Source organism: Micromonospora sp. NPDC047548, assembly GCF_040642975.1.
In the GTDB taxonomy this organism is placed as follows: domain Bacteria; phylum Actinomycetota; class Actinomycetes; order Mycobacteriales; family Micromonosporaceae; genus Micromonospora.
In genome coordinates this window covers 121,672-145,180 of sequence record NZ_JBEYTI010000015.1, presented here as the reverse complement: position 1 = coordinate 145,180, position 23,509 = coordinate 121,672, and the positions used below count along the sequence as shown (strand labels likewise).

The window sequence follows — 23,509 nt, the reverse complement described above, 5'->3', positions numbered from 1 at the left end:
ACCCCTCACGGCCACCGTTGCGGCTGATCTCCCGCGAGACCACCGACGGATCCCGACCCAACCCCGCCGCGATCGCCCGCGCGGACAAGTCCGCCCCGATACCCCGAAGAATGTCGTCACGCTCATCGACCCGCAACGCCGTGCCGCGCATCCCGCCCCCGAATCAGTACGTCATCATGATCATCTCATGTGATGCACTGACTCCTTGAAACCGCCGGGACCTCTCGGTCAACCGCGCGAAGAACAGCAGAGACGAGGTGCCGGGCCGGGACTGCATGTACGGCATCACGGGTGGCACGATCACCCGGTAACGGCAGTCGTTAAACCGTCGTCGTCGTCGCGCGGACGCAACCCGGGCGACGGCGGCGACGTCTGTGCATGCACCGGAACGACCGACCTGGAGAGATGGCGTATCGATGCTGGCGATCAGTAATCTGCAGCAGGGTTACGGGCTTACCACCGTCATCAAGGACCTCACCCTGTACATGGAGCATGGGATACACGCCCTGCTGGGACCCAATGGCGCCGGCAAGTCCACGTTCCTGCGGACTCTGGCGACCATCGTTCCGCCCCGCAGGGGCCGGATCCGGCTGGACGACCACGAGCTGGGCCCGGAGACGCTGGAGCAGATTCGCGGTCGCATCGGGTACCTGCCGCAGCGCTTCGGCTTCGATCCGTCGATGACGGTGTCCGAGTTCGTTCACTACGCAGCCTGGGCCCGGGGCGTGCCGCGACCCGCGCGGCGAGCCGCGGTCGAGGAAGCACTGGAGAAGACCGGCCTGGGCGATCGCAGGGCCGTCAAGATGCGCAAGCTCTCGGGCGGCATGGTCCAGCGATCCGGCATCGCCTGGGCGATCGTAGGCAACCCGTCGCTGATCCTGCTCGACGAGCCGACCGTCGGTCTCGACCCCATGCAGCGCATTCGCTTCCGCAGCATCATCTCTCAGCAGCGCGACGCGGTGATCGTGCTGAGCACGCACCTGACCGACGACGTCGACGCCATCGCGGAGAAGGTCATCGTCATGGACGAGGGCACGGCTCGCTTCCAGGGATCGCCGGGAGAGCTGGAGAAGCTGGCCAATCCGGACAGCCCGGGCAACACTCCGCTGGAACGCGGCTACACGACCCTTCTCGCCGGCAGCAAAGAGCGGTAAAACGATGTTCGTCAGCCACCTCAAGCGGAGTCCCGTCCGCTGGTTCGTCCCGTTCGCCCTGGCCGTCAGCGTGGCGATGCTCTTCCTACGCAATCGCCACTGGATCGGGGTCTGGCCGGAGACCGCGGCCGCGGCCCAGATGCCCGCGACCCTGCTCAGCGGGCTCGCGGCCGCCGCGGCGGCCTGGTCGGTCGCCGCACCGGCGCGTCACGGCACAGCGGAACAGTCGCTGCCCCTGGTGGTGCCGCGCTGGCGCCGGGAGCTTCCGGGCGCGGCCGCCGTGGTGGCGTACTTCGTCGCCGTGTCATTGCTCGGGCAGTTGGTCGGGGTGGTGGTCACCGCGCGTACGGCACCGCCCGGATTCGGCCTCTGGCCCGGCTATGTGGTCATGGCGCTGGTCGTCATCGTCCTCGCGGTCGCCTTCGGCCACGCCGTCGGGAAAGTGCTGTCCGGACGGTTCGCCGCCGCGGTCGCGGGATTGGCGTGGCTCATCATCGCCATGTACCTGGGCCAACTGCTGGACCTGAGCGTTCTGGACGGCAGGGTCTACGACCAGATCAACCTGCTCACCATCACGGTGCGCCTGTTGTTCGCGGTCGTCTTGCTGGCGCTCGCGATCCTGCTGCCACCCCTCAACCTCAGGGTCGGCGGGCACATCCCGCCGGGAGCGGGCGAGCCGTTCGCGCTACGGCGGCTGGGACCGGCCGCCGTGGTATCCGCGGCTACGGTCGTGCTGCTGATCGCGGCCGCCGGCCTCGGCTCGCCGATCGAGGCCCGGCCGGAACCGGCGGCAGCACTCTGCCAGGGCACGAAGGTCCAGGTATGCCTGTGGCCGGAGCACAAAAAGTATGAGAAGGACGTCGCGGAAATCACGGCCCGGATCGACCGGCTACCCGCCTTCTTCACCATCCCCCCGCGCTTCGACGAGTACGGGCTGAGCTACCGGTCCATGAGTACCGATGCGACGGTGTTCTACACCGACCGCGGGGACCGGCCGCCCTACTTCTTCATCCTCGACGGGAGCATCTGGTCGATCACCGGAACGATGGCGACGGAGATCGTGGCGCGCTCCCTCACGTTCTGCGCCGACGAGGGTGCCTCCAAGGGCGAGCAGGTCGATCTCCGGGCGGTCGAGCTGCAGAACTGGCTCGAGGGTTACCTCGTCGGCGGCGGGCAGCCCGACTACCGCACCAATGCTTCGAGTGAGCGGCAGGCGGCCGCGGCCCGCGGGCACGAGCGCGCGAACCAGGGCAGCGCGGCCGTTCAGTTCGCGTGGGCTTCCGAGCTGGTCAAGGGTTTCAACAGTGCTCCGTGTCACTGAGCGGTACGAACCACTCCGGCTGTACGCCCAGTCACGGCGCATCTGGACGGGCGCCGCCCTGACGGCGGTGCTCTGCGCCCTCCTGCCGTTCATCGGCGCGTTCCTCGTCCCCGTACCCAGCGAAGGGGCCGACGGCGGCGTCGCGCTCGTCCCGGCGTGGCGGATCCTCGCGGTAGCGGTGGCCTTCGGGCCGGTCCTCTCGTGCCACAGCCCGTTCGGCGAGATGGAGGCCGCCACCGGGCGGAACTGGCGCCGCACCCAGGCGGGCGTGCTGACGGTCAACGCCACCGTCTGCGCGCTGCTGTTCACGGCGACCTGCTGGGTCCTTTTCGGCGGCTCGTTGGCAGTGCTGGTGCTGCGCGGCATCCTCGGCTGGCTGGGCATCTCCCTGCTGGCGGGCAGGCTGCTGAGCTGGAAACTGGCCTGGGTAGGACCACTCGCCGTGCTACCGTTGATGATCTTCTGGGGCTTCGAGCAATCCGGCTTCCGGTGGTGGGAATTCACCGCCCGCCCCATCGACGACCTCCGGGCCTGGATGCTGACGACCGGTCTCGCCGCCGCCGGCGTCGCCGCATACGCCGCCAGTTCCTGGCGCTGGCGCGCGCTGGTCTCGCTGCTGCGCGGCGTGCGCCGGCCACCGGCGGAGGCACACCGGGATCCGGCACGGGATGAGGAGCTCGTCCCCGTGGAGCGAAGCAGCCGGTTGGAAGGAACGGGCTCGCACCGCCGTGAGTAGAGCCAGCGCTCTGCCGTGAGTGGATCTCATGGATCGAGCCGGACCTCGGGAACGGGCACGAGGTGATCCTCCGGTCATTCGGGGTCGGGGGTGTCGGGGTCGCGCAGGGGCCGGCGGCCGCCGGCGAGGTCGGGCAGGGCGAACGAGTAGTGGCCGTGCACGTTGATGTGCTTGGCCTGGTAGGCCGACAGGCGGGCGGCGTCGACGTCGGCGACCGGGTAGCGCTGGGCTCGTAGCGTATTCAGGGCGTGGTCCAGGTAGATCGTGTTCCACAGGGCCACGCAGTTGAGGACGAGTCCGAGGGCGCCGAGTTGGTCTTCCATGCCGGCGTGGTAGGCGCGGTGCAGCTCGCCCTTGCGGCCGTGGAAGATGTGCCGGCCCAGCCCGTGGCGGCCTTCCTGCAGGTTGCGCATGGCTTTGAGTTGCCGGCGGTAGCCGGGGTCGTCGACGAAGGTCAGCACGTGCAGGGTCTTGAAGATGCGGCCGTAGGCGGCGATGGCGTCGCCGAGCTGGGTCAGGCGCCCGTCGTGTTGCAGGATCCGGATCGCGTCGTGGGCGGAGATGTCGCCTGCGTGGATGGAGGCGATCACCCGCAGGATGTCCGGCCAGTGCCGGGCGATCTTCCCCAGGTCGATGCGGCCGCGGGCGGCCCGGTCGAGGCTGCCGTAGTCGGCGCCGGTGTCGATACGCCACAGTTTGGCGTCGGGCAGGTCGGCCAGGACCGGCCGGTAGTCGAAGCCGAGCAGGGTGACAATGCCGAACACCACGTCGGAGTACGAGCCGGCATCGGTGATGAGCACCTCCGGGCGGGGTCCGCCGTCGGGGTGGTACACCAGGTCGACCAGGTGCAACGTGTCACGAGGAGTGCCCGACAGGACCTTGCCGGCTGTGCCCATCGCTTGGTCGGAGACCATGTTGAACCAAGTGACGCCGCGTTTACGGGCGAAGTACTTCGGGTTCGCCCGCGCATCGGCGGTACGGACTGGGACGACGAAGCGCATCCCGTCGACGGCGGCGACCAGGCCGCCGCCCCACACGCGGGCCAGGCCGATCTCGGCTTGCGCGTCCAGCAGCACCGCGTTCGCGGCCGTGTAGCACTCCGGGCGCAGGTAGTGCTGGTCGACGTGGGCCAGCCGCCCCCGGTTCAACGCCGGCGTGTCGGCGATCACCGGCGTCAAGCCGATGTTGAGCGCGTGCGCGGTCAGCAGCGCCGCGACCGAGACGTGCAGGTCCGCCAGCCGGCTCACGCCGCCGGAGACCGCAGTGAACGCCTCACCGAAGCGCGGGTACAGCGCCATCAACTCCAGGATCACCTCGGGCAGGTCCACCGCCGGCAGCATGCCCGTGGTACGCCGCCGCAGGTCAACCAGGCTGGGCGGCTCATCGAGGGCATCATCCTTGGCCAGGTGCAGCCGCCCGGCCGCGTCGATGCGCACCTGCCCGCCGGCGTCGACGCCGCCGGCCGCGTCGCGCCACGCGGCATCCAGGTCCTGCGCGTGCGCAGCCAGCAGGCCCTCCGGTGACTCCGGCAACCCCAACGCGCCCAACGCCGGGCCCTTGACCGCCCGCCACCGGGCGCCGGCCAACAGCCGTGCCCGTGGGTCAGCGAAACGGTCGGACACCACAGCGAAGATGTCCCGATGCTTCAACCGGGTGTGGAACAGCTCCAGCACGCAGAACACGTAGGCGTTGCGGTCCACCGTGCCCTCCGGCCGGTCCTTCGCAAAAACCAGGCGCTGCCACCAGCCCTTCGGCACCAGATCCACATCCACGGCGCGGGCGTCCAGGAACCCGGTCGGCACCCGGTTGCTCGGCCGCGCGTCCAGCAACTCGGGCAGCCGGCGCATCGCTTCCAACACCCGCCGAGCGTCGGCGGTCGCCCCGAACTCGACCACCTGGCACAACATCTTCACGAAGCCGCGCACGCTGGCGAACCGTTCCACCACCGCAGCCCGCCACTGCCCGTCAGAATCGGCATCGGCCGGCGGGATCAGCGGAGTGACGCCCTCGACAGCCGCGCGTAGCCGCGCCCGCGACCCGATCGCGGACTCGATCGCGTCCCACACCGTCTCCAAGGGCACACCCTCGCCCCACTCGGCGGCGTCAAGCAGCACCTGCACCGCCTGGGCCAGCACCGGGGCGTGCCGGGCGTAGGCCCGGTGCTGACGTAGCTTCTCCTTGTCCGCGGTCTTACCCGCCCGAGCGACGAGCTCGCCGGTCATGAACACGTCGAACAGTTCAAGGGCATCGTCGGTGGCAGTAACCTCCAGCCACCGCACCGTCGCCAGCAGCGTGGCGATCTTGCGCCGGTACGGGTGCCGGGCCAGCTTCGGCGCCTTCGCCGCCAGGCCGTAGCGGGCCAGCCCGATCACCCGCCGCGTCGGCACCGCACCGGTGTCCACCCGCCGCATCCCCAAACCCGCGACCTCCGCGACCCTGTTCAGGGCGCGCGCCATGCCACGGCCGGTGGTGGAGCGCTCAGCGTGCCGCCACCGGTCCAGCTGCGAACGGCGCTGACCCTCCGGCACCACCAGGAGCCGCTCCAAGTCCAGGGCCTGCTCCGCGCTCACCGCCCCCGCGAGAGTGTCGTACAGCCGCAGCTCCGTCGCCTCCCGCACCTCGGCGACCAACTCCACCAGGGTCGTCACACCCGGCAGCAGCACCTTGCGCTGCCGCAGCCACCCCATCGCGGCGAAGAACAACGCCCGCGGACCGTCCCCGGTCGTCCACGCCTCGTCATCCAACCACCGCACCAGCCCCGGCCGGCCCGCCGCGAACGAGACATACCCGAACACCTCGCCGAGCTCCCACTGATGCTCCAGCCGGGTCTTCTCCCGCTCGGTGTACCGCTTCACCACTGACGGATCAGCAACCTGCAACTGCGCCGCCACGTAGTCCAACACCACCAGCGGCACGTCCAACGGATCCGTCAGGAACGTACCCAGATGCCGCACCGTGACCAACTGCAACGCGAACCCGAGCCGGTTGTGATCACCCCGCCGCCGGCCGATCAACTCCCGATCCGCGTCATCCAGGGAAAAGAACCGCTCCACCGCGGCCTGATCCAGCGGCTCGGCCCCGAAGCGGCCGTACGCGGCAACCTGCTCATCCGTCAAGAACCTGCTCGGCACGAGCCATCAAAGTACGGCACATCCACCCACATCACTAGACCCCGGCTTAACGCCGGATCTCCGGCCATTGGTCCTCAAGGGCCGTGTCGGCGACCGCGTCGAGGAAGTCCCGCAGCAGCCGGCCGGTGTCGGGCACCCGTGCCGGGGCGCGCCCCGGCACGGGCCGGGCCCGCGCGGCCGGCGGCATCGCGGCGGCCAGCGCGCGCAGCCGGGCGGCGTCGCCGAGCGGCCCGACCCGCCAGGTGTCGTAGCCGGCCGGGGTCACGTCGGGCAGCAGCAGGCCCCGGGCGGCCAGGTGCAACGCCTGGTGGGTGGCGGCCGCCCAGAAGGCCGCGGCCGGGTCCGTGGCGCCGCCGGCCAGCAGTAGCGGCACACCCGCCGCCAGCGGTGTGCGGCGTACGGGCACCCGCGCCGGTACGCCCCGCGGTGGCGTCGCGAGGGTCTCTCGTGTGACCTCGCCGGGGCCGTCCGGTGGATCGTCGCCCTCGGGGGACCAGACGAGCAGCGCCCCGGCGCGGGGCGGGTCGGCGGGGACGAACGTCACCGCGTACCGGCCGATCGTCACGGGGTGTCCTCTCGCGGTCAGTTCGGTGGGGAGGGCCGCGGTGCGGCGCAGGCGGCCGTGGACCTGGTGGCGCTCGTCGGGGGCGAGGTCGAATCGGTCCCGACGGTCCTCACCTGCTCAGGCGCCGCGTACCGTACACTATACGGTACGGGTGACGGTAGGATGGCGGCATGAGCGTCGAGTACAGCGGCACCGGGGATCCCGCGCGCAGCCTCGCCCTGCTCTGGCGCACCAGCGAAAAGGCCAGCCGCAGGGGCGGCGACCTGAGCGTGGACCGGATCGTGCGGGCCGCCATCGAGGTCGCCGACACCGAGGGGCTGGCGGCGCTGTCCATGCGCCGGGTCGCCGAGCGCCTCGGGGTGGGCACCATGTCGCTCTACACCCACGTGCCCGGCAAGGGCGAACTGCTCGACGTCATGCTCGACACCGTCTACGGCGAGACCGCCCGCCCCGCCGGCGTCCCCGGCGGCTGGCGCGGCCGCCTGGAGCAGATCGCCCGGGAGAACTGGGCCCTCTACCTGCGCCACCCGTGGTTGTTGCAGGTCGCCACCACCCGCCCGCCGCTGGGCCCCAACGTCACCGCCAAGTACGAGTACGAGCTGCGCGCGGTCGAGGGCATCGGCCTGACCGACCTGGAGATGGACGCCGTCATCACCCTCGTCGACGGTTACGTCCACGGCGCGGTCCGCGGCGCGGTGGAGGCCGCCCAGGCCGCCCAGCGCACCGGCATGACCGACGAGCAATGGTGGCGGGCGCACGCGCCGTACCTGGAGAGGGCGATGGACCCGCAGCGGTTCCCCACCGCCGCCCGGGTGGGCACCGCGGCGGGGCAGGAGTACCAGGCCGCGTCCGACCCGGCCCGGGCCTTCGAGTTCGGCCTGGCGCGGATCCTCGACGGGGTCGCCGTCCTGGTCGGCGACCGCTGACCGGGGTGCGACACCGCCGGCCGTGACGCACGGATAGCCTTCTGCGCATGACCGTACGCCCGATCAGGATCATCGGCGATCCCGTCCTACGCACCGCCTGCGAGCCGGTGACCAGCTTCGACGCCGAGCTGCAGCAACTGGTCGACGACCTGATGGACACCCTGCTGGGCGCGCCCGGCCGGGCCGGGGTCGCCGCGCCGCAGATCGGGGTCGGCGCCCAGGTGTTCGTCTACGACGCCGACGGCCACTGCGGGCACATGGTCAACCCGACCATCGAGCTGTCCGAGGAGTCGCAGGACGACGACGAGGGCTGCCTGTCCATCCCGGGGCTGTACTTCCCGACCCGGCGGGCGATGCACGCCACCGTGCACGGCTTCGACCGGCACGGCGAGCCGCTGACCATCTCCGGCAGCGGGTTCCTGGCCAGGGCGTTGCAGCACGAGACCGACCACCTGCGCGGACGCCTCTACGTCGACACCCTGTCCGGGGACGTGCGCCGCCGGGCGCTGCGGGAGATCCGCGCCGGCCGGTTCGACTCGCCGAGCCGGCACCGCTGACGACGCGGGGGCGGCCGTCGGCCGCCCCCGCACTCGGTCACCCGCGGGTCACTTCGGCGGCGGGGCCACCAGGGAGGTCGCCGTGGAGGTGTTGCCGGTTTTGTCCACGCCGGTGATCACCGCGTCGCCGCGCAGCGTCACCTTGTAGTCGATGTCGCCGGTGCCGTCTCTGATCCTGGACTGCGCGCGCTCGGCTGCTGTCGATGTCGATGGTGGCGCGCCGGGGTTGGCGGCCCGGTCCACGGTGGCCCGGTCCACGGTGGCCGGGTCGACGCCCGGTGCCGCGAGGGCCGGCCCGGCCGCCACGGTCAGCAGCCCCGTCACGGCGGCGGTGGCGACCGCCAACCGACTCGGGCCCGTACCGATGTTGTCATGCGTACCCTTCAGCTCCGCCGCGTCACGACGCGGCTTCTGTCGGCAGACGCCGGGTGCCCGACGGGCCCGGGCCCATCCGGCACAGGCCCAGGTCAGGGTCGGGTTGTTGACCCGGCGTGACGGCTGGACATGCTGTCCGTCAGCGGGGTCAGCGTGTACTCACCGAAGTCGGCGACCCGGGTGAAGCCGAGCCGCTCATACAGGCGCACGGCGGCGTGGTTGTCGGTTCTCACGTTGAGTGTGACGTGGTCGACGTGCTCGCGCAGCCGCGCGCAGAGCGCGGCGACCGCCGCGGCGGCCAGCCCCCGGCCGCGCGCCCGGGGGTGGGTGGTGACGTTGCCCAGGGCGGCCACCCGGTAGGTCGGGGAGTACACGTGCACCCCGGCCACCGCGAGCAGGTCGCCGTCGCGGCGGATCCCGACGTACTGGCCGGTGGCCAGCATCCGCGGGTCGAACCAGTTGCCCGGGTACGCGGCGGCGTAGAGGGCGCGCAGGGCCGGCAGGTCGGCGTCGTCGAGCACCTCGCCGGCCGGGGTGACCCCGGCCAGCCGGGCCGCATCGGTCAGCGCCATCCGCTGGTGCGCCCCGCCGGGATCGACGGTGAACCAGCGGCCCAGCACCGCGTCCAGGCCGGGGGACAGGTGCGCGTGCAGGCGGGCGGGCAGCATCGGGGCCAGGTCGGCCAGCAGCGCCGCGAGCTCCGGCTGGCCGTCGGGCGCGGCGAAGGCGAGCAGCACCGGCTGGGCCACGCCGTGGTACAGCATCGCTACCTGCTCGCCGCGGCGGAACCACGACGTGTACGGCCAGAAGAAGTCGTCCAGGTCGCCGAGCTGGTAGGCGTGCAGCACCGGGTCGCGGCGCAGCAGCGCGGCCAGGGTGGCGCGGTCGTGTTCGGCGCGTACCGGCATTGGGGTCAGCAGCCGCCGGACGATTCGGCGGGCAGGTTCTCGTCGGCCCAGCGGGCGAGGGCGGTCAGGGCGGGCAGCAGCGCGGCGCCCCGGTCGGTGAGCTGGTAGCTGACCCCCAGTGGCGGGCCCTCCCGCACGGTGCGGCTGACCAGCCCGACCCGGGCCAGCTCGCCGAGCCGGTCCGACAGCACCGATTCGCTGATCCCCGGCAGGGCCCGGGTCAGCTCGGCGAACCCGGCGGGGCCGTTGGCCAGGGTGCCGAGGAGCATGCCGTTCCACCGCTTGCCGAGGAACGCGAAGGCCCGGGTCAGACCCCCGGGGCAGGCGCGGGGGCCGCCTCCGAGCGGGGGACTGACTGTCATGACCCCAGGATACGACAACCCGCACGCCGGCAAGGTACTTCTAAAAAGCTAGCTGCTACCGTTGTCACAGCCCCTTCTCCGAGTGACATCCGAGTGACCGAGGAACCCGATGACCGACGTCCTGCCCGCCGACCTGATCGCCCTGAGCCCCGAGGCGCAGGCCCAGCTGTTCACCGAGGCGCGCACCGCGAACACCTTCACCGACGAGCCGGTCGGCGACGACCAGCTGCGGGCGATCTTCGAGCTGGTCAAGTACCCGCCGACCGCGATGAACATCCAGCCGCTGCGGGTGCTCTTCGTCCGCCCCGGCGCCGGCCGGGAGCGCCTGCTCACCCACGTCGCCGAGGGCAACCAGGCCAAGACCGCCACCGCCCCGGTCGTCGCCGTCCTCGCCGCCGACACCGACTTCCACGAGCACCTGGACACGGTGTTCCCGATCCGCCCCGGCATGCGTGAGCACCTCGCCGGCGACCCCGCCGGCCGGGACGGCATGGCCCGCTTCAACGCCGGCCTGCAGATCGGCTACTTCCTGCTCGGCGTCCGCGCCGCCGGCCTGGCCGCCGGCCCGATGGGCGGTTTCGACGCCGCCGGCGTCGACAAGGAGTTCTTCGCCGGCACCGGCTGGAAGTCGCTGCTGCTGGTCAACATCGGCCGTCCCGGCCCGGACGCCTGGTTCCCCCGCCTGCCGCGCCTCGACTACGACGACGTGGTCCGGCACGCCTGAGCACCACCGCCGGCCGGGCGACCACCGGTGGCCCCGCACGGCTGCGCGCCACCACCGGCCGGTCAGGCCACGACGCCCGGCCGGCCGGTGGTGGCGGTGACGCTCAGCCCACCCGCCACTGGTCGTAGCCGAGCTTGGCCACCAACGCCAGCACCACCACCAGCAGCACGATCCGCACGAATCCGGCGCCCCGGCGCAACGCCATCCGCGCCCCCACGGCCGCCCCGGCCACGTTGCACACCGCCATCGCCGCCCCGAGCAGCCACCACACATGACCGGTGGCCGCGAACACCACCAGCGCGCCCAGGTTCGTGCCCGCGTTGACCACCTTCGCCATCGCCGAACCGTGCACGAAGTCGGCACCCACCAGCGCGGTGAACGCCACCACCAGGAACGTGCCCGTACCCGGGCCGATCAACCCGTCGTACAGGGCGATGCCCACCCCGGCCACCGCCACCGCCGCGACCACCCGCGCCCGGGTCCGCCGCGCCGGCACCGCCACCACCCCCAGCCGGGGACGGAACACCACGAACAGCGCAACCGACACCAGCACCGCCAGCACCACCGGCCGGTACGCCCCCGCCGGCACCGACCCCGCCAGGGCCGCGCCGACACCCGCGCAGCACACCGCCAGCCCCGCCGACGGGCCCGCCACCGTCCAGTCGATCTTCGTATGGCGGGCGTACGTCACCGCCGCCGTGGACGTACCGAAGATCGCGGCCAGCTTGTTCGTGCCCAACGCCGTGGCCACCGGCACCCCGGGCGCGACCACCAGCAGCGCCGGCAGCAGCAGCAGGCCACCACCACCGACCACGGCGTCGACCCAACCGGCCATGGCGGCCGCAGCGAGCAGGGTGGTCAGCGACAGGGGATCCACGGCCGGCCATTCTGCCCACCCGCCCCGACCCGTCGCGCCACCGTGTGGCCGACCTCACCGGCGGGCGGCCCCGTCACCGACCGCGCCGGCGGCGCAGCCACAGCCCCACCGTGGCCACCGCGACGAAGACCAGCACCGAACAGAGCAACGCCTTGACCATCGGGCAACTGTGCCACGGCGACGTAGGGTGCAGGAGTGCGCCTGGCGACGTTCAACCTGCTGCACGGCCGCTCCCTCACCGACGGCCTGGTCGACCCCGAGCGGCTCACCGCCGCCGTGCAGGCCCTCGACGCCGACATCCTCGCCCTGCAGGAGGTCGACCGGGACCAGTCCCGCAGCGGCAATCTCGACCTCACCGCCATCGCCGCCCGCGCCCTCGACGCCCCCGAGCACCGCTTCGCCGCCGCCGTCGTCGGCACCCCCGGCGAACTGTTCCGCCCCCTGCGCCACGACGACGACGGCCACGGCGAACCCTGCTACGGCATCGGCCTGGTCAGCCGCCACCCCGTACGCTCCTGGCAGGTCACCCGGCTGCGCCCCGCCCCCGTGCGGTCCCCGATCTACGTCCCCGGCCCCGGCGGCGGCCTGGTCCTGCTGCGCGACGAACCCCGCGTGGTGCTCGCCGCGATCCTGGACACCCCGCACGGGCCGCTCACCATCGCCGCCACCCACCTGTCGTTCGTCCCCGGCTGGAACGCCCACCAGTTGCGCCGCGTCGTGCGCGCGCTGCGCGCCCTGCCCGCCCCGCGGATCCTGCTCGGCGACCTCAACCTGCCCGCAGGTGCGGCCCACCTGCTCAGCGGCTGGCGGCCCCTGGGGCGGCGCCCCACCTACCCGGCCGCCGCGCCCCGTGTGCAACTCGACCACATCCTCGCCGACCGGCACGGCGGTGACCGGCTGCCACCGGTCACCGCCGTCACCACGCCCCTCTCCACGATCTCCGACCACCGGCCCCTCGTCGTCGACCTCGGTTGAGGCGGCGGCGACCCGACCGGAGCCGGGCCGCCACCGCAAACTCAGCCCCGCCCGACGGCCCGCTGTGCCGCCCGCAACGCATTGCGGAACAGCATCGCCACCGTAGTCGGACCCACCCCGCCGACCCGCGGCGTGATCGCCCCCGCCACCTCGGCACACGACTCGTCCACGTCCGGCAGCAACCGCCGCCCCTCGTAACGCACCCCACCACCGACGACCACCGCGCCCGGGCGCACGTGCTCCGGCCGGACGATCCCCGGCACCCCCGCCGCCGCCACCAGGATCTCCGCCCGCCGGGTGTACCGCGGCCAGTCCGCCACCCCGGTGTGCACCACGGTCACCGCCGCGTTCGCCGTCGGCCGCTTCTGCGCCAGCAGCATCGCCAACGGCCGCCCCAGCGTCGCCCCGCGGCCCAGGATCACCACCTCCCGACCGGACACCGGCACCCCGTGGTACGCCAGCAACGCCTCGATCCCCGCCGGCGTACACGGCAATGGCCCCGGCAGGCCCAACGCCAACCGGCCCATGTTCACCGGGTGCATGCCGTCGACGTCGGAGTCCGGGTCGAGGACCTGCAACGCCCGGTCGTAGTCCAGGTGACCAGGGATCGGATGCTGCACCAGCACCCCGTGCACCTCCGCGTCGGCGTTGAAGTCCTCCAGGACCCGGTGCAGGTCCTGCTGGGAGGCCGACGCCGGCAGGTGCACGTGCGGAGACGCGAAACCCAGCTCCGCCGCCTGCCGCTGCTTGATCCGGATGTACCCAGCGCTCGCGTCGTCGTCGCCCACCAGCACCGTGGCCAACGCCGGGGTCACCCCCGCCGCGCGCAGCGTCGCCACCTGATCGGCGACCTCGGTCAGGATCTTCTCCGCCACCGGCTTACCGGGCAGCAGCCGAGCCGTGGCCGTCGTCGGGGAAGCGGAAACAGACATGGTTCACCTCGTCCGCGGAGGCCCAGGCGGTCGACCCCCGCGACGAGCTCCCCGATGGTTGGCCCATCCCCGTGCCGCCAGTCGCGTCCGCCCCCAGCCTGCCACATCGCCCGCCCGGACCGCATCGGCCACCGCCCACCACCGGGGCAACCAGGCCAGCACCGTGTCCGCCCGCCGCCGCCGGCACCACCCCCAGGTCCGCCGGCGCCGACTCGAACCGCGGCCGCGGCGCCACTTCCCGCGCCGGGGCGTCGGCCGCCAGGGCTGAAGAACAACGGGTACGGGCCACCCACGCCCGACGATCCTGTCAGGACCCCCACCCGGGCCCCACCGGCCACCCGCCCCAACCCGTACAGTCTCGCCGTGATCGAGATCGGCGCCCAGGTCGACCTGTCGCATCCCAGCGACCGGGTCTGGCACGCATTGACCAACCCGCACCTGCTCAGCCGATGGTTCACCGAGGCCGAGGTGGCCACGCAGGCACCGAAACGCCTCCTACTGCACACCGCGGGCCTGCCCGGCTTCCACGCCGCCGTCAACGCCGAGGTGACCGACCGACGGGCACCGGAACTGCTCGTGCTGCACTGCCAGGAAGGCGACCGGCGTACCCGGCTGACCTGCGCCGTCACCCCCACCCCCGAAGGCTGCCGACTGTCGGTCCAGGAAACCATGGAACACGGCGCCTGGCCCGCCGAGGACCGCGACAGCCGCGAGCGGTACTACCAGCAGACCCTGACCGGGCGGCTGCCCGCCCTCCTCGACTGGCTGGCCTTCCAGCAGGTCGACCTGCGCCGCGGCGAGGACCCGCCGACCGCCGAACTGCCCGCCATCGCGGCAGGCCACGCACCCGCACCGACCGGCCACAGGCGCCGGCAGGTGCTCGTCGCGGCGCTGACCGGCACCGCACTCGCCACCGGCGCGGCGGTGTGGGCGCTGCTGCCCGACGACCCCGACCGCGCCGCCGGACCGGACCCGCTGCCGGCACCCCCCACCGCCGCGGCCACCGTCAGCCCCGCGCCCCGGGCCACCCCCAGCTCCCGCGCCACGCCCACCGCCGCAGCCAGTACCGCGCGCCCCAGCCGAACCCCCACCGCCACCCCCTCCCGCACACCCACCCCCGTCGCCCCGGCCACCAGCGCCGTGACCGCCCGCTACCAGACCACCGGGACCCGGATCTTCGGCTACAGCGGCGAGGTGGTGCTCGACAATCCGGCCGGCCCGGCGGCGAAGGACTGGACCGTCGTCGTCACCCTGTCCGAGGGCGGCACCGTCGCCAGCGCCAGCGGGGCGAAATGGCGGCAGGACGGCCAGGCCGTCACCTTCACCGGGCCACCCGTACCGGCCGGACGATCGCAGACCATCACCTTCGACGTCCGCGACCCGGACCCGCTCACCAAGGCACCCGAGGGCTGCACGATCGGCGACGACCCGTGCACCGGCCTGTGACCCGACACCGTCCAACCCCCCGGCCCGCCGAGACCACACGCCCGCGCCCAGCCGGACGGCACCGCTCGAGGCCGACTGCCCGGGGCAGCGGGCGGACCTGATCCCCGCACCTCGGCTCCACCACACCGGAACGCACCCGGCAGCCTTCCCGACGGACCCACCCGCGAAGGACGACGGCTAGGAGCGGGCCTGGGACCTGGCGCCCGCGAGCCAGACACTCCCCGTGATCGCGGCGACGGAGACGACGACGAGGGGGATCCGGACGCCGCCCAGCGAGAGGGTCTCCCGGAACGCGGTCGCCCCGACGAGCACGCCGGTCACCGGCTCGGTCAGCGTCAACGCGGTCAACGGGGCCGCGATCCGTCCGCTCTGGAACGCACTCTGGTTCACCTGGACCGCGAGCACGGCCACCAGCGCCAGCGCCGCGACACGCGGGTCGAGGACCAGGGCCGGCAGGTCGCCGCCGAACCGCGTAGCCACCGACTTGAGCAGGGCCGCGGCGACTCCGTAGAGGACTCCGGCCGCCACGCCGAGCAGCGCGCCACGCGCCGCGCCACGGCTGCGCCGCGCACCGAGCAGACAGCCGGCGACCGCCGTGCCGGCCCCGGCCGCGACCCACCACCATGCACCGGGGGTGGGATCCGCGACACCGGCCCGAGGGCCGACCGTGACCAGGAAGGCGACCAGACCCACCGTGCCGAGCACCACAGCCGTGAGATCCCGTCGCGGCACCGGCCGCCGGCTCCACGCCGCCTCGATCACGACGGCCATGAACAGCCCACTGGCCAGCAACGGCTGCACCAGCGACAGCGGCCCATAGCGCAGGGCCAGCGTCTGGGACGCCACCGCCACGACGTCCGGGACCCAGCCGAGCTGCCACAGCCGGGTCCGCAGGAGCCGCAGCAGCAGGCGCAGGTCCAGCACCCGGCGCGTCCGCTGTCGCTTCGCCGCCCGCTGATGCATCGTCGTGGACAGCGCGAAGCAGAACGCCGCGACGAGCGCGGCCACCACGGAGAGGATCACCGCGGCCCACGCACATGCTCACCCAGCGACTCCACCGCCCAACCCCGTCGACGGCACTCGTCGAGCAACCCGGGCAGCGCGGCGAGACCGGCCCGCCAGGCACCAGGGGCGGCCGTGCGCGACGAGTCGTGCAGCAGGACCGTGCCGCCGCCGGACAGCCCCCCGCCCACGGTGGCCAGCACCGAATCCGGGGTGGCCGACCCCGTCCAGTCCCGACCCCAGCACGTCCACAGCACCGGTCGCAACGCCAACCGCCGGGCGGCCAGCAGGGCCGCACCCGTCAACACCCCGTACGGCGGGCGGAAGAACCGCGGCGCACGACCGGTGACGGCGGTGATCAACGCCCGCCCCGCGGCCAGGTCCCGCCAGGTGCCCACCGGACCCCGCAGCATCAGATTGCGGTGCTCCCAGCCGTGCAACGCGACCTCATGGCCCTCGGCGACAATCCGCCGACCGAGCGCGGGCGACCGGAGCAGCATCGAACCCAGCAGGAAGAACGTCGCCCGCACCCCACGGTCGGCCAGCACGTCCAGAAACTGCGGGGTGGAATCCGGATCCGGGCCGTCGTCGAAGGTCAGCGCCACCCGGTCCCGCGGACCCGCCCCGTCGAGCCCGGCGAAAAAACGCCCCCGCAGCGCCGGCAGCGCGGCAACCGCCGGGACCAAATGCAGCGCGGCCAACGCACCCGCCCCGACCACAAGACGTCCCACCGGCCCACCCGTCACCGGCCACCGCCAGACGACTGGAGCAGCGCCGCGACCACCCCCACCGCGTCGCCGACGGCATCCGCCACGGAACGACCCCGACGCCGGTCGTACGCTCCCGCGCCGCCGGACTCCGCGGCCGCCTCGGCGACGAGCCCGGCCGGGTCGACCTGCGCGCGCGAGTCGGCGCCACCACGGCTCCGCCTCGCGGTCACCTCGATCAGGGCCGGTCGCAGGTGCTCCGCCGAACCCACCCAGCGGGTGAGACCCGCCCGGTGCAGGATCGAGGCGTTCGCCCGCCCATGTCCCGGAATCGGGCGGTAGGTCAGCACCGGCACCCCGGCCGCGAGGGCCTCCTGGCAGGTCAGACCGCCCGCGTTCTCCACCACGACGTCCACCGCGCGCATCAACGCTGGCATGTCGTCGACCCACCCCAACACATGCTCGCCGTGGCGCCGCAGCCTCCGATACAACGCCTCGTTACGGCCGCACACCACCACCGGCCGCGCGCAGCCGGTGGCGCCGACCTCCGCCACCGTGCTCTCCACCTCACCGGCACCCCAGGCGCCGGCCACGATCAACGCCAACGGACCCCGCTCGGGCAGGCCGAACCGCCGCCGGACCTGCCGCCGATCGACCCCGACAGGACCACCGAAAGCCGGCGACACCAGCGGCTGGACCACCGTGATGTCGACCCCGCCGGCGGTGCCGGCCGGCTGCACCTCGGCGTGCCGCACCGCGCAGTAGACGTCCACCCCGGGGCTGAGCCAGGTCGGATGGACCACGAAATCCGTGACGTACGTGATGACCGGGACGACCAGCCGCCCCTGACGGCGCAACGGCCCGAGGAGCTGATTGGCGAACGGATAGGTCGTCACCACCGCCCTTGTGTCCGGCGGGATCACCCGACCCATCCGGCCTCGCAGCGGACGCAGCAGGGCACGGATCACCCAGACCGACCGCCGGGACCGGCTGGTGAGCGTGAACAGCGCGTCGTAACCCCACGGCAGCCAGCGCAGAATGCCCCGGTACGCCTCCCGGAAGGCCCAACGCGCAGGCCGGGGCAGCACGTCCAGCAGGTTCATCCGGTCCACCCGGAACCCGCGCTCCCGCAGCCGGCACGCCAGCTCGGCCGCGGCCGTGTCATGACCGGCGCCGACGTTCGCGGAGACCACCACGATTCGACCTCGGCACTCCATGGGGGCGCGCATACCCCTCATCGGCACGTCCATCCCCGGTCAGAGCCTCCGCGCGCGACGCCGTCGCGGGCTCCGACGAACACCACCGGGACGTGGGCCGCCTGCCTGCGCCCCTCAGCCCGGCGGGCCGAACGCCAACGCCGCTCGCACCGCCAGGTCCCGCACCCCGGTGAACCGCCGTACCCGCGACAGTCGACTGGCCCGCGCCGCCATCGCCGCCATCCGCTGCGTCGGCCGACGCCGCTGCTGGTCGTAGCGGGCCAGCGCCCCCCGCACATCACGCTCCCGCGCCAGCGCGTCCACCAGCGCCACCGCGTCGATCAACGCCTGGCACGCCCCTTGACCCAGGTCCGGGGTCATCGCGTGCGCCGCGTCCCCGAGCAGCACCATCCGGCCGTCCACGTACGACGGCAGCGGCGTCAGCAGGTGCACGTCGTGGTGCAGCACCCCGGCCGGGTCGACCCGCTCCAGCAGTGCGGGAATCGGGTCGTGCCAGTCGCCGAACAGCCGCCGCAACGCCGCCACGTCACCCTCCGGCGGCCGGTACCCCTCGTCGGCGGCGACAGCGGCGTACCAGTTCGTCACCCCGGTGGCCTGCGGCGTCAGGCCGAACTTGCGGCCCCGGCCCCACGTCTCGCCGCCCGCCGGCACGTCCAGTTCCACCGTGCCCCGCCACGCCGTCATCCCTGAATATCGCAGCGGGTACCGGTCACCGAACATCGCTGCCCGCGTCGCGCTGCGGATCCCGTCCGCGGCAATCACCACGTCGTACTCCCCGGCCAGGGCCAGCGGATCCGTCACCGGGGAACCGAACCGGACCACGCCCGCCGGCAGCGCCCCGGCCAGCACACCGAGCAGCGCCGGCCGGGACAGCAGGTACACCCCCTCGCCGTGCCGCCGGCGGATCCGCGCCGCGTCCAGGGTGGCGATCACCGACCCGTCCGGCCGGCGCATCGCCCCGCCGGGCTGGACGCGGCCACACTCGCGGGCCGCCACCCCCAGCCCGAGCCGGTCCAGCGCCCGCAGCGCCGACGGCCAGATCCCCAGGCCGGTGCCAACCGCCGGCAACCCGGGGGACCGCTCGAGCACGCTGACCCTCCACCCGGCCCGGTGCAGACCACCCGCCACGGCGAGGCCGCCGACGCCGCCCCCGATGACAGCCACTGATCCCCGCATGGACCGACCGTACTACGGACGTAGTCCATAAAACTACCCCTGTAGTGTCAACCCATGGCCGACCGCGAACGACAGATCCTCGACGCCGCCATCACCGTCCTCGGCACCCGCGGCCTCCGCCACCTCACCCACCGCGCCGTCGACGAGGCGGCCAGCCTGCCCGCCGGCTCCACCTCCAACCGCTTCCGCACCCGCGAAGCCCTGCTCACCGGCGTCCTCGCCCGCATCCTCGACATCGAAATCACCGGCTGGAACCACCTCACCGGCAGCCTCGACCACATCACCCCCGACACCGTCACCACCGCGCTCGGCACCCTCGTCCACCACCTCACCCACGACGGCCGAGTGCTCACCCTCGCCCGCCTCGCCATTTTCGGCGAGGCCGCCCACCAACCCGCACTCCAACACCAGATCGCCCGCACCCAGCAGGAGCTCACCGCCTGGGCGGCGCCCCTCATGGCCGCCCTCGGCGCCCGCCATCCCGTACCTGCCCTGCGCCTGCTGCTCGCCGTCATCGACGGACTGCTCAACAACCAGCTCGCCTTCCCCGACCCGGCCTTCGACCCCACCACCGCCATCGCCACCGTGCTCCCGGCCATCCTCGCCGGCCCACCTCAACTCGCCTGAACCCCCGGCACCAGCCCTGCCAGCGCGCGGTTGGTGCGGTTCGACCGCACCGCCGCCCGCTGCTGACCCGCCGTAACCTCGATGTACGTCTGCGACGACGCCAACGACGCGTGCCCCAGCAGCCGCATGATCTCCGCCGCGCTCGCCCCGTCCTCGGCCAACCGGGTCGCGAACGTGTGCCGCAACGCGTGCAAACGCGCGCCCTGCGGCACCCGGTCACCGATGCCCGCCCGCCGGTAGCAGGAGTCCACCAGGTACTGCAGCCCACCCCGCCGCAGCGCCTCACCCCGTCGGTCCACCAGCAACGGCGAATCCGGCCGTACGCTGCGCGACCCGAACCGCCGCGCCCGACTGTCCAGGTAGGCCACCACCACCCGGTCCAGCTCCGGCTCGACCGGCACCACCCGCGGCCGGCCACCCTTGCCGACCACGTCGACCCGCCGCTCACCGGCCCTCCCGCTCAGCGACGACACCCGCAGTGCCAACAGCTCCGACAGGCGCAGCCCGGCGCAGAGCGCCAGGGCCAGCACCGCCACGTCCCGCTCCGACCACGGGTCACGCTGCCGCCCGTCCTCCCGCGCCACCGAGGCGAGCAACTCCTCCGGGGTGTCCTCACCCCGCAGCGGCTTGGGCTGGGGGAGCGGAGCCCGGGGCCGCCCCACCGCCGGCATCGGGTTGCCCGCCACCACCCCCTCGGCGACCAGGAACGTGAAGAAGCTGTTCCAGGCCGACCAGGCCCGGTGCACCGACGACGCTGCGCGGGGAGCGGCATACCGGGCGAACGCCGCCCGCATCACCCGGGGGGAGAGGGTCGAGATCATCACCTGGTCGAGGGGGAGGGGAGTGGTTGGGTCCTCGCCCACCAGCGCGGCCACCGCCCGCAGGTCCCGCCGGTACGCCTCCAGCGTGTGAGGGGAGGGCTTGCGGGTGGCCCGCGCGGTCAGGAACTCCTCGATCAGATGTCCTACCGATTCGTCCCGTTTGTCATGCATAAGGCATATTATGCATGATTTTCATGTCTGTGGGAGCGAGGACGGGGTGGGGAGGGAGCAGAGATCTGACGCCGTCAGAGATCGACGTAGTCGGCTGTCGAGACGTCATGTCCGCCGACGGGCCTCGGAGCCGCTTCGCATGGAGACTCGGCTGCGCCGCGCTGGGCTCGGCGGGCCGCCCGCCAGCCGGTCACCGCCAGATAGAACTGGTGCCCGCCGAACCAGCCCAGAGGGCTGACGAGCAGTCTCAGCCAGCCTTGCCCCGCGGCAGCGGCAACGGGGATGCTGACGGCCAGCAGGACCAGCGCGACGATCAACCGCCGCACGGTCGTGCGGGTGGGTGCAGGTTCGCCCATTTCCAAGATCCCGGGTGGGCGCGCGGCCTGGTCTTCCTGCAGGCGCTTGAGTTCGGCGAGGGTGCCTATCGCGTGCCGGCGGTCCGGCTCGTCCGCGTACGTGGCGATCGCCTTGGCCACGAAGTCCGGGTTCGCGCCCTCGAAGACGACCTCATCGCGCGCCAGTGTCCATCCGGTCGCAGCGACCAGCTCCGGCCGGGCGTACGCCAGCTTGAGCTGCCCCCAGTTCTCGCCGCGGCCCGGCGGCTCCGGCGCGAGCGCCTCCCACGGGATCATCAGTGCGCCGGCCGCCTTGCCGGCCTCGATCCCGCTGGGCCGCAGGGTCAACCCGGCACCCCGCCAGTACGCCCGCCACGTTCCGGCGAGGATGCCGCCGAAGAACAACCCGCCGACCAGGCCGAGCCAGGTCTCCTGGGTGAGTGCCAGGAGGAACCCGATCAGCTGCAGGCTGGCCAGGCACAGGAGTAGGCCGTTGGCGTGCACCGGCGTCCGGAAGCTCCGGTCGTGCTCGTCGACCAGGAAGGCCGCCGGAGGTTGCCCGTTGCGTCGCCAGCCCGCAATTACGGCCGCCACGAGCAGGACCGCCGCGCTTGCCAGGCAGCCGATGTAGACCGGCACCGGATGCCAGGCGCTGGCGACCACCTCGGCGACGACCGCTCCGAGCCCTGCCACGATGACCTTGCGCCTGTTCACCAGGCGACGGTACGGGCGCGGTGGCTGGCGCGGAACCACCGGCCGGACCCTTGAAGATTATCCGGTCCGCCGCCCGGCCCGGGGTGGGCGGCGAACCCCCGGTAGGGAGAGGGGTCACCGACCCTACTTGACATAATGTACATTATCGAACTAAGAGATGGAGCCGTTCGAGACAGCGCGACCGGTCCGGAAGTTCAACTCATACCGCGGTCAGCGCAGCTTCGACGGACTGTGGTGGTCCGCCATCATTTCCGACCACGTCGGCTACGAGTCCTGGCTGGAGCGTGACCATGTCATGCTCCTCGACTTCGACCCAGCCGTGACCGGTCTGGCGTCGCAACCAATCCAGCTCGACTGGCATAAGAAAGAAGGCCAGCGGTGGCACACGCCCGACTACTTCGTTCAGATGGCCGATGGGACCGGCGTGGTGGTCGACGTCCGGCCGGATGATCGGATCGCGCCGGAGGACGCAGAGGCATTCGAGGGCCACCGCTCGTGCCTGTGGATCGGTGGGATGGCGGTTTCGGCGCGTTGGTGAACTCGATGCCGTCTTCGCCGCGAATCTGCGCTGGCTTGCGGGCTACCGTCATCCGCGTTGTCTGCATCGCGGGCGTGCGGCGAACTTGCTGCGGATCTTCGCTGTCTCCACCGAGTTGATGGAGGGTGTCCGTCGTGTCGGTGACCCGATCGCGGTGCTGCCCACCCTGTTTCACCTGCTCTGGCGTCAGGCTCTGAGAACCGACCTGGCCGCCTCTCCCCTGTCTTCGGCGTCACTGATCCATACGGACGGTGACGGCGAGTGACGGTCTCGCAGCCTCGGGTCTTGCAACCTGGCGACACCATCCGGCTCTCTGGCTCCCTGTACACCGTCGTGTCGGTCTCCGCGACGATGGTCCGGTTGAGCGATGTCCTCGACAAAGAGACCGATTGTCCCCTGTCGCAAATTATGCAGGCCCTGGAACTGGTGTCGGCCAGCAACCCTGCTCCCCTGCCGCCCTCGGGAATCCTGGACGGACTGCCTCCCGCTGTGGTCATACCACCACGCTGCCCATTACCCAGAGGTGATCGGCATCCTGAGCGTCTTGTCATCGCCGTTCTGGCGGCGCCTGGCTATCTCGGCTGACCGTGCTGACCAGCAACTCTTCCTGGATCAAGTCGGCCGCAACAGCATCGCCAACGACGATTCGGCGAACAATGCTCCTCTGCGCAACTGGATGGTCGAGCAACGGCGAGACCACATGTCTGCCGCCATCGGTGGTCAGCACGGCGGTCGTCTTGATCTCCCAGCCGCGGTCGAGCGAGAACGGCGTGGCTAGGTCGCTACTGCGCGGACTGCGGTCGAGGAGATCGTCGCTAGTTCGGGCCGAGCCGGCATGAATAAGGTCGTGGTACCCAGCGTCTCGTTCATGGCTGCCAGCTGATACTCGCGCACCGCGTCGATGGCGTTCCGCACGCCACGGATGATCACTCCGGCTCCGTGTTGTTGGCAGTAGGCCGCTGTCAGCCCGCTCCAGGCTACGACTGTCACATTCTCCCAGTCCGCCCGGAGAGTGGCACGGATGTCCAGGGCGCGTTCCGCACCGGTCTTGGTGGGCCGCTTCTTATCATTGACCGCGACCAGAACCGTTACGTGTTCGAACAAGCGCCGCGCCCGATCAACGAGATCCCGATGACCGTCAGTGAAGGGGTCGAACGTTCCGGGATAGACAGCTCGGGAGCTTCGGGGATCGCCCACAGGCTTGTGAAGCAT

The 23,509-nt window shown here is 72.3% G+C and carries 27 protein-coding genes; 12 read left to right on the top strand and 15 right to left on the bottom strand.

The genetic code is table 11. The features are described 5' to 3' along the window. Positions 1–151: helix-turn-helix domain-containing protein (locus ABZ807_RS18035; protein WP_357158710.1), on the bottom strand; the 151-nt coding region annotated here is incomplete at its 3' end. A 265-nt stretch (positions 152–416) separates the two neighbouring features. Between ABZ807_RS18035 and ABZ807_RS18030 the strand changes: the two genes are divergently transcribed. From ABZ807_RS18030 to ABZ807_RS18020, 3 genes are all read left to right on the top strand, one after another. Continuing rightward, positions 417–1,154 (top strand): ATP-binding cassette domain-containing protein, encoded by a 738-nt coding sequence (locus ABZ807_RS18030; RefSeq protein WP_357158688.1) that lies wholly within the window; start codon positions 417–419, stop codon positions 1,152–1,154. 70 nt (positions 1,155–1,224) lie between these two features. Beyond that, positions 1,225–2,475, top strand: coding sequence for a hypothetical protein (locus ABZ807_RS18025; RefSeq protein ID WP_357158685.1), 1,251 nt, complete (start codon positions 1,225–1,227; stop codon positions 2,473–2,475). Continuing rightward, positions 2,459–3,211 carry a hypothetical protein gene (locus ABZ807_RS18020; protein WP_357158682.1) on the top strand — a complete coding sequence of 251 codons (753 nt, stop codon included), beginning with the start codon at positions 2,459–2,461 and terminating at the stop codon, positions 3,209–3,211. Before ABZ807_RS18025 ends, ABZ807_RS18020 begins: the two co-directional genes overlap by 17 nt. Before the next feature lie 74 nt (positions 3,212–3,285). Here the strand turns inward: ABZ807_RS18020 and ABZ807_RS18015 are convergent, their stop codons facing one another. Further along, complete coding sequence (locus ABZ807_RS18015) at positions 3,286–6,342, bottom strand: Tn3 family transposase (protein ID WP_357158679.1); 3,057 nt, start codon at positions 6,340–6,342, stop codon at positions 3,286–3,288. A 46-nt stretch (positions 6,343–6,388) separates the two neighbouring features. After that, on the bottom strand, positions 6,389–6,907 hold the full coding sequence (locus ABZ807_RS18010; RefSeq protein ID WP_357158676.1) for a hypothetical protein: 519 nt from the start codon (positions 6,905–6,907) through the stop codon (positions 6,389–6,391). A 170-nt stretch (positions 6,908–7,077) separates the two neighbouring features. On the opposite strand from ABZ807_RS18010, the gene ABZ807_RS18005 reads away from it, so the two are divergent. Further along, positions 7,078–7,833 carry a TetR/AcrR family transcriptional regulator gene (locus ABZ807_RS18005; RefSeq protein WP_357158673.1) on the top strand — a complete coding sequence of 252 codons (756 nt, stop codon included), beginning with the start codon at positions 7,078–7,080 and terminating at the stop codon, positions 7,831–7,833. A gap of 47 nt (positions 7,834–7,880) precedes the next feature. Beyond that, positions 7,881–8,390 (top strand): peptide deformylase, encoded by a 510-nt coding sequence (def, locus tag ABZ807_RS18000; RefSeq protein ID WP_357158670.1) that lies wholly within the window; start codon positions 7,881–7,883, stop codon positions 8,388–8,390. A gap of 48 nt (positions 8,391–8,438) precedes the next feature. On the opposite strand, the gene ABZ807_RS17995 is transcribed toward def, so the two are convergent. The 3 genes from ABZ807_RS17995 to ABZ807_RS17985 form a co-directional block, all read right to left on the bottom strand. Then, entirely contained in the window at positions 8,439–8,735 is a 297-nt protein-coding gene (locus ABZ807_RS17995) for a hypothetical protein (protein ID WP_357158667.1), read from the bottom strand. A gap of 122 nt (positions 8,736–8,857) precedes the next feature. Further along, positions 8,858–9,673 carry a GNAT family N-acetyltransferase gene (locus ABZ807_RS17990; RefSeq protein ID WP_357158663.1) on the bottom strand — a complete coding sequence of 272 codons (816 nt, stop codon included), beginning with the start codon at positions 9,671–9,673 and terminating at the stop codon, positions 8,858–8,860. Positions 9,674–9,678: 5 nt separating this feature from the next. After that, on the bottom strand, positions 9,679–10,035 hold the full coding sequence (locus tag ABZ807_RS17985) for a helix-turn-helix domain-containing protein (protein ID WP_357158659.1): 357 nt from the start codon (positions 10,033–10,035) through the stop codon (positions 9,679–9,681). 109 nt (positions 10,036–10,144) lie between these two features. Between ABZ807_RS17985 and ABZ807_RS17980 the strand changes: the two genes are divergently transcribed. Next, a complete protein-coding gene (locus ABZ807_RS17980) occupies positions 10,145–10,759 on the top strand; it encodes a malonic semialdehyde reductase (protein WP_357158656.1) in 615 nt (204 codons plus the stop codon). Between the two features lie 103 nt (positions 10,760–10,862). Here the strand turns inward: ABZ807_RS17980 and ABZ807_RS17975 are convergent, their stop codons facing one another. After that, on the bottom strand, positions 10,863–11,636 hold the full coding sequence (locus ABZ807_RS17975) for a TSUP family transporter (RefSeq protein ID WP_357158653.1): 774 nt from the start codon (positions 11,634–11,636) through the stop codon (positions 10,863–10,865). A gap of 195 nt (positions 11,637–11,831) precedes the next feature. On the opposite strand from ABZ807_RS17975, the gene ABZ807_RS17970 reads away from it, so the two are divergent. Then, entirely contained in the window at positions 11,832–12,611 is a 780-nt protein-coding gene (locus ABZ807_RS17970) for an endonuclease/exonuclease/phosphatase family protein (RefSeq protein ID WP_357158650.1), read from the top strand. A gap of 41 nt (positions 12,612–12,652) precedes the next feature. Here the strand turns inward: ABZ807_RS17970 and ABZ807_RS17965 are convergent, their stop codons facing one another. Next, positions 12,653–13,543 (bottom strand): tetrahydrofolate dehydrogenase/cyclohydrolase catalytic domain-containing protein, encoded by an 891-nt coding sequence (locus ABZ807_RS17965; protein ID WP_357158646.1) that lies wholly within the window; start codon positions 13,541–13,543, stop codon positions 12,653–12,655. A gap of 363 nt (positions 13,544–13,906) precedes the next feature. Here ABZ807_RS17965 and ABZ807_RS17960 point away from each other — a divergent pair, with 363 nt between their 5' ends. Continuing rightward, positions 13,907–14,989 carry an SRPBCC domain-containing protein gene (locus ABZ807_RS17960; protein WP_357158643.1) on the top strand — a complete coding sequence of 361 codons (1,083 nt, stop codon included), beginning with the start codon at positions 13,907–13,909 and terminating at the stop codon, positions 14,987–14,989. Positions 14,990–15,166: 177 nt separating this feature from the next. On the opposite strand, the gene ABZ807_RS17955 is transcribed toward ABZ807_RS17960, so the two are convergent. From ABZ807_RS17955 to ABZ807_RS17940, 4 genes are all read right to left on the bottom strand, one after another. Continuing rightward, positions 15,167–16,012 carry a DMT family transporter gene (locus ABZ807_RS17955; RefSeq protein WP_357158640.1) on the bottom strand — a complete coding sequence of 282 codons (846 nt, stop codon included), beginning with the start codon at positions 16,010–16,012 and terminating at the stop codon, positions 15,167–15,169. After that, the gene (locus ABZ807_RS17950; RefSeq protein WP_357158637.1) at positions 16,009–16,722 is read right to left on the bottom strand and encodes a polysaccharide deacetylase family protein; all 714 of its coding nucleotides are present in this window, start codon (positions 16,720–16,722) and stop codon (positions 16,009–16,011) included. Before ABZ807_RS17950 ends, ABZ807_RS17955 begins: the two co-directional genes overlap by 4 nt. A gap of 11 nt (positions 16,723–16,733) precedes the next feature. Next, the gene (locus ABZ807_RS17945; RefSeq protein ID WP_357158634.1) at positions 16,734–17,894 is read right to left on the bottom strand and encodes a UDP-N-acetylglucosamine--LPS N-acetylglucosamine transferase; all 1,161 of its coding nucleotides are present in this window, start codon (positions 17,892–17,894) and stop codon (positions 16,734–16,736) included. A gap of 135 nt (positions 17,895–18,029) precedes the next feature. Beyond that, a complete protein-coding gene (locus ABZ807_RS17940; protein ID WP_357158631.1) occupies positions 18,030–19,091 on the bottom strand; it encodes an FAD-dependent monooxygenase in 1,062 nt (353 codons plus the stop codon). Between the two features lie 54 nt (positions 19,092–19,145). Here ABZ807_RS17940 and ABZ807_RS17935 point away from each other — a divergent pair, with 54 nt between their 5' ends. Next, positions 19,146–19,718 (top strand): TetR family transcriptional regulator, encoded by a 573-nt coding sequence (locus tag ABZ807_RS17935; protein ID WP_357158628.1) that lies wholly within the window; start codon positions 19,146–19,148, stop codon positions 19,716–19,718. Here the strand turns inward: ABZ807_RS17935 and ABZ807_RS17930 are convergent. Both ABZ807_RS17930 and ABZ807_RS17925 read right to left on the bottom strand, forming a co-directional pair. Then, a complete protein-coding gene (locus ABZ807_RS17930) occupies positions 19,706–20,710 on the bottom strand; it encodes a tyrosine-type recombinase/integrase (protein WP_357158624.1) in 1,005 nt (334 codons plus the stop codon). The two genes, ABZ807_RS17935 and ABZ807_RS17930, sit on opposite strands and share 13 nt — an antisense overlap. A gap of 74 nt (positions 20,711–20,784) precedes the next feature. Next, the gene (locus tag ABZ807_RS17925) at positions 20,785–21,759 is read right to left on the bottom strand and encodes a hypothetical protein (RefSeq protein ID WP_357158621.1); all 975 of its coding nucleotides are present in this window, start codon (positions 21,757–21,759) and stop codon (positions 20,785–20,787) included. A 157-nt stretch (positions 21,760–21,916) separates the two neighbouring features. Here ABZ807_RS17925 and ABZ807_RS17920 point away from each other — a divergent pair, with 157 nt between their 5' ends. From ABZ807_RS17920 to ABZ807_RS17910, 3 genes are all read left to right on the top strand, one after another. Next, positions 21,917–22,297 (top strand): TnsA-like heteromeric transposase endonuclease subunit, encoded by a 381-nt coding sequence (locus ABZ807_RS17920; RefSeq protein ID WP_357158618.1) that lies wholly within the window; start codon positions 21,917–21,919, stop codon positions 22,295–22,297. Next, positions 22,269–22,562, top strand: a complete 294-nt coding sequence (locus ABZ807_RS17915; protein WP_357158614.1) for a TnsA-like heteromeric transposase endonuclease subunit — start codon at positions 22,269–22,271, stop codon at positions 22,560–22,562. Before ABZ807_RS17920 ends, ABZ807_RS17915 begins: the two co-directional genes overlap by 29 nt. 258 nt (positions 22,563–22,820) lie before the next feature. After that, the gene (locus ABZ807_RS17910; RefSeq protein ID WP_357158612.1) at positions 22,821–23,075 is read left to right on the top strand and encodes a hypothetical protein; all 255 of its coding nucleotides are present in this window, start codon (positions 22,821–22,823) and stop codon (positions 23,073–23,075) included. On the opposite strand, the gene coaD is transcribed toward ABZ807_RS17910, so the two are convergent. Continuing rightward, complete coding sequence (gene coaD, locus ABZ807_RS17905) at positions 23,072–23,509, bottom strand: pantetheine-phosphate adenylyltransferase (RefSeq protein WP_357158609.1); 438 nt, start codon at positions 23,507–23,509, stop codon at positions 23,072–23,074. The two genes, ABZ807_RS17910 and coaD, sit on opposite strands and share 4 nt — an antisense overlap.

Bases quoted from the DNA above. Each gene is read 5' to 3' on its own strand.
- ABZ807_RS17980 (WP_357158656.1), top strand. From the start codon at position 10,145: ATGACCGACGTCCTGCCCGCCGACCTGATCGCCCTGAGCCCCGAGGCG.
- ABZ807_RS18030 (WP_357158688.1), top strand. From the start codon at position 417: ATGCTGGCGATCAGTAATCTGCAGCAGGGTTACGGGCTTACCACCGTC.
- ABZ807_RS17920 (WP_357158618.1), top strand. From the start codon at position 21,917: ATGGAGCCGTTCGAGACAGCGCGACCGGTCCGGAAGTTCAACTCATAC.
- ABZ807_RS17935 (WP_357158628.1), top strand. From the start codon at position 19,146: ATGGCCGACCGCGAACGACAGATCCTCGACGCCGCCATCACCGTCCTC.
- ABZ807_RS18005 (WP_357158673.1), top strand. From the start codon at position 7,078: ATGAGCGTCGAGTACAGCGGCACCGGGGATCCCGCGCGCAGCCTCGCC.
- ABZ807_RS17990 (WP_357158663.1), bottom strand. From the start codon at position 9,673: ATGCCGGTACGCGCCGAACACGACCGCGCCACCCTGGCCGCGCTGCTG.
- coaD (WP_357158609.1), bottom strand. From the start codon at position 23,509: ATGCTTCACAAGCCTGTGGGCGATCCCCGAAGCTCCCGAGCTGTCTAT.
- def (WP_357158670.1), top strand. From the start codon at position 7,881: ATGACCGTACGCCCGATCAGGATCATCGGCGATCCCGTCCTACGCACC.
- ABZ807_RS17930 (WP_357158624.1), bottom strand. From the start codon at position 20,710: ATGCATGACAAACGGGACGAATCGGTAGGACATCTGATCGAGGAGTTC.
- ABZ807_RS17965 (WP_357158646.1), bottom strand. From the start codon at position 13,543: ATGTCTGTTTCCGCTTCCCCGACGACGGCCACGGCTCGGCTGCTGCCC.
- ABZ807_RS17985 (WP_357158659.1), bottom strand. From the start codon at position 10,035: ATGACAGTCAGTCCCCCGCTCGGAGGCGGCCCCCGCGCCTGCCCCGGG.
- ABZ807_RS17940 (WP_357158631.1), bottom strand. From the start codon at position 19,091: ATGCGGGGATCAGTGGCTGTCATCGGGGGCGGCGTCGGCGGCCTCGCC.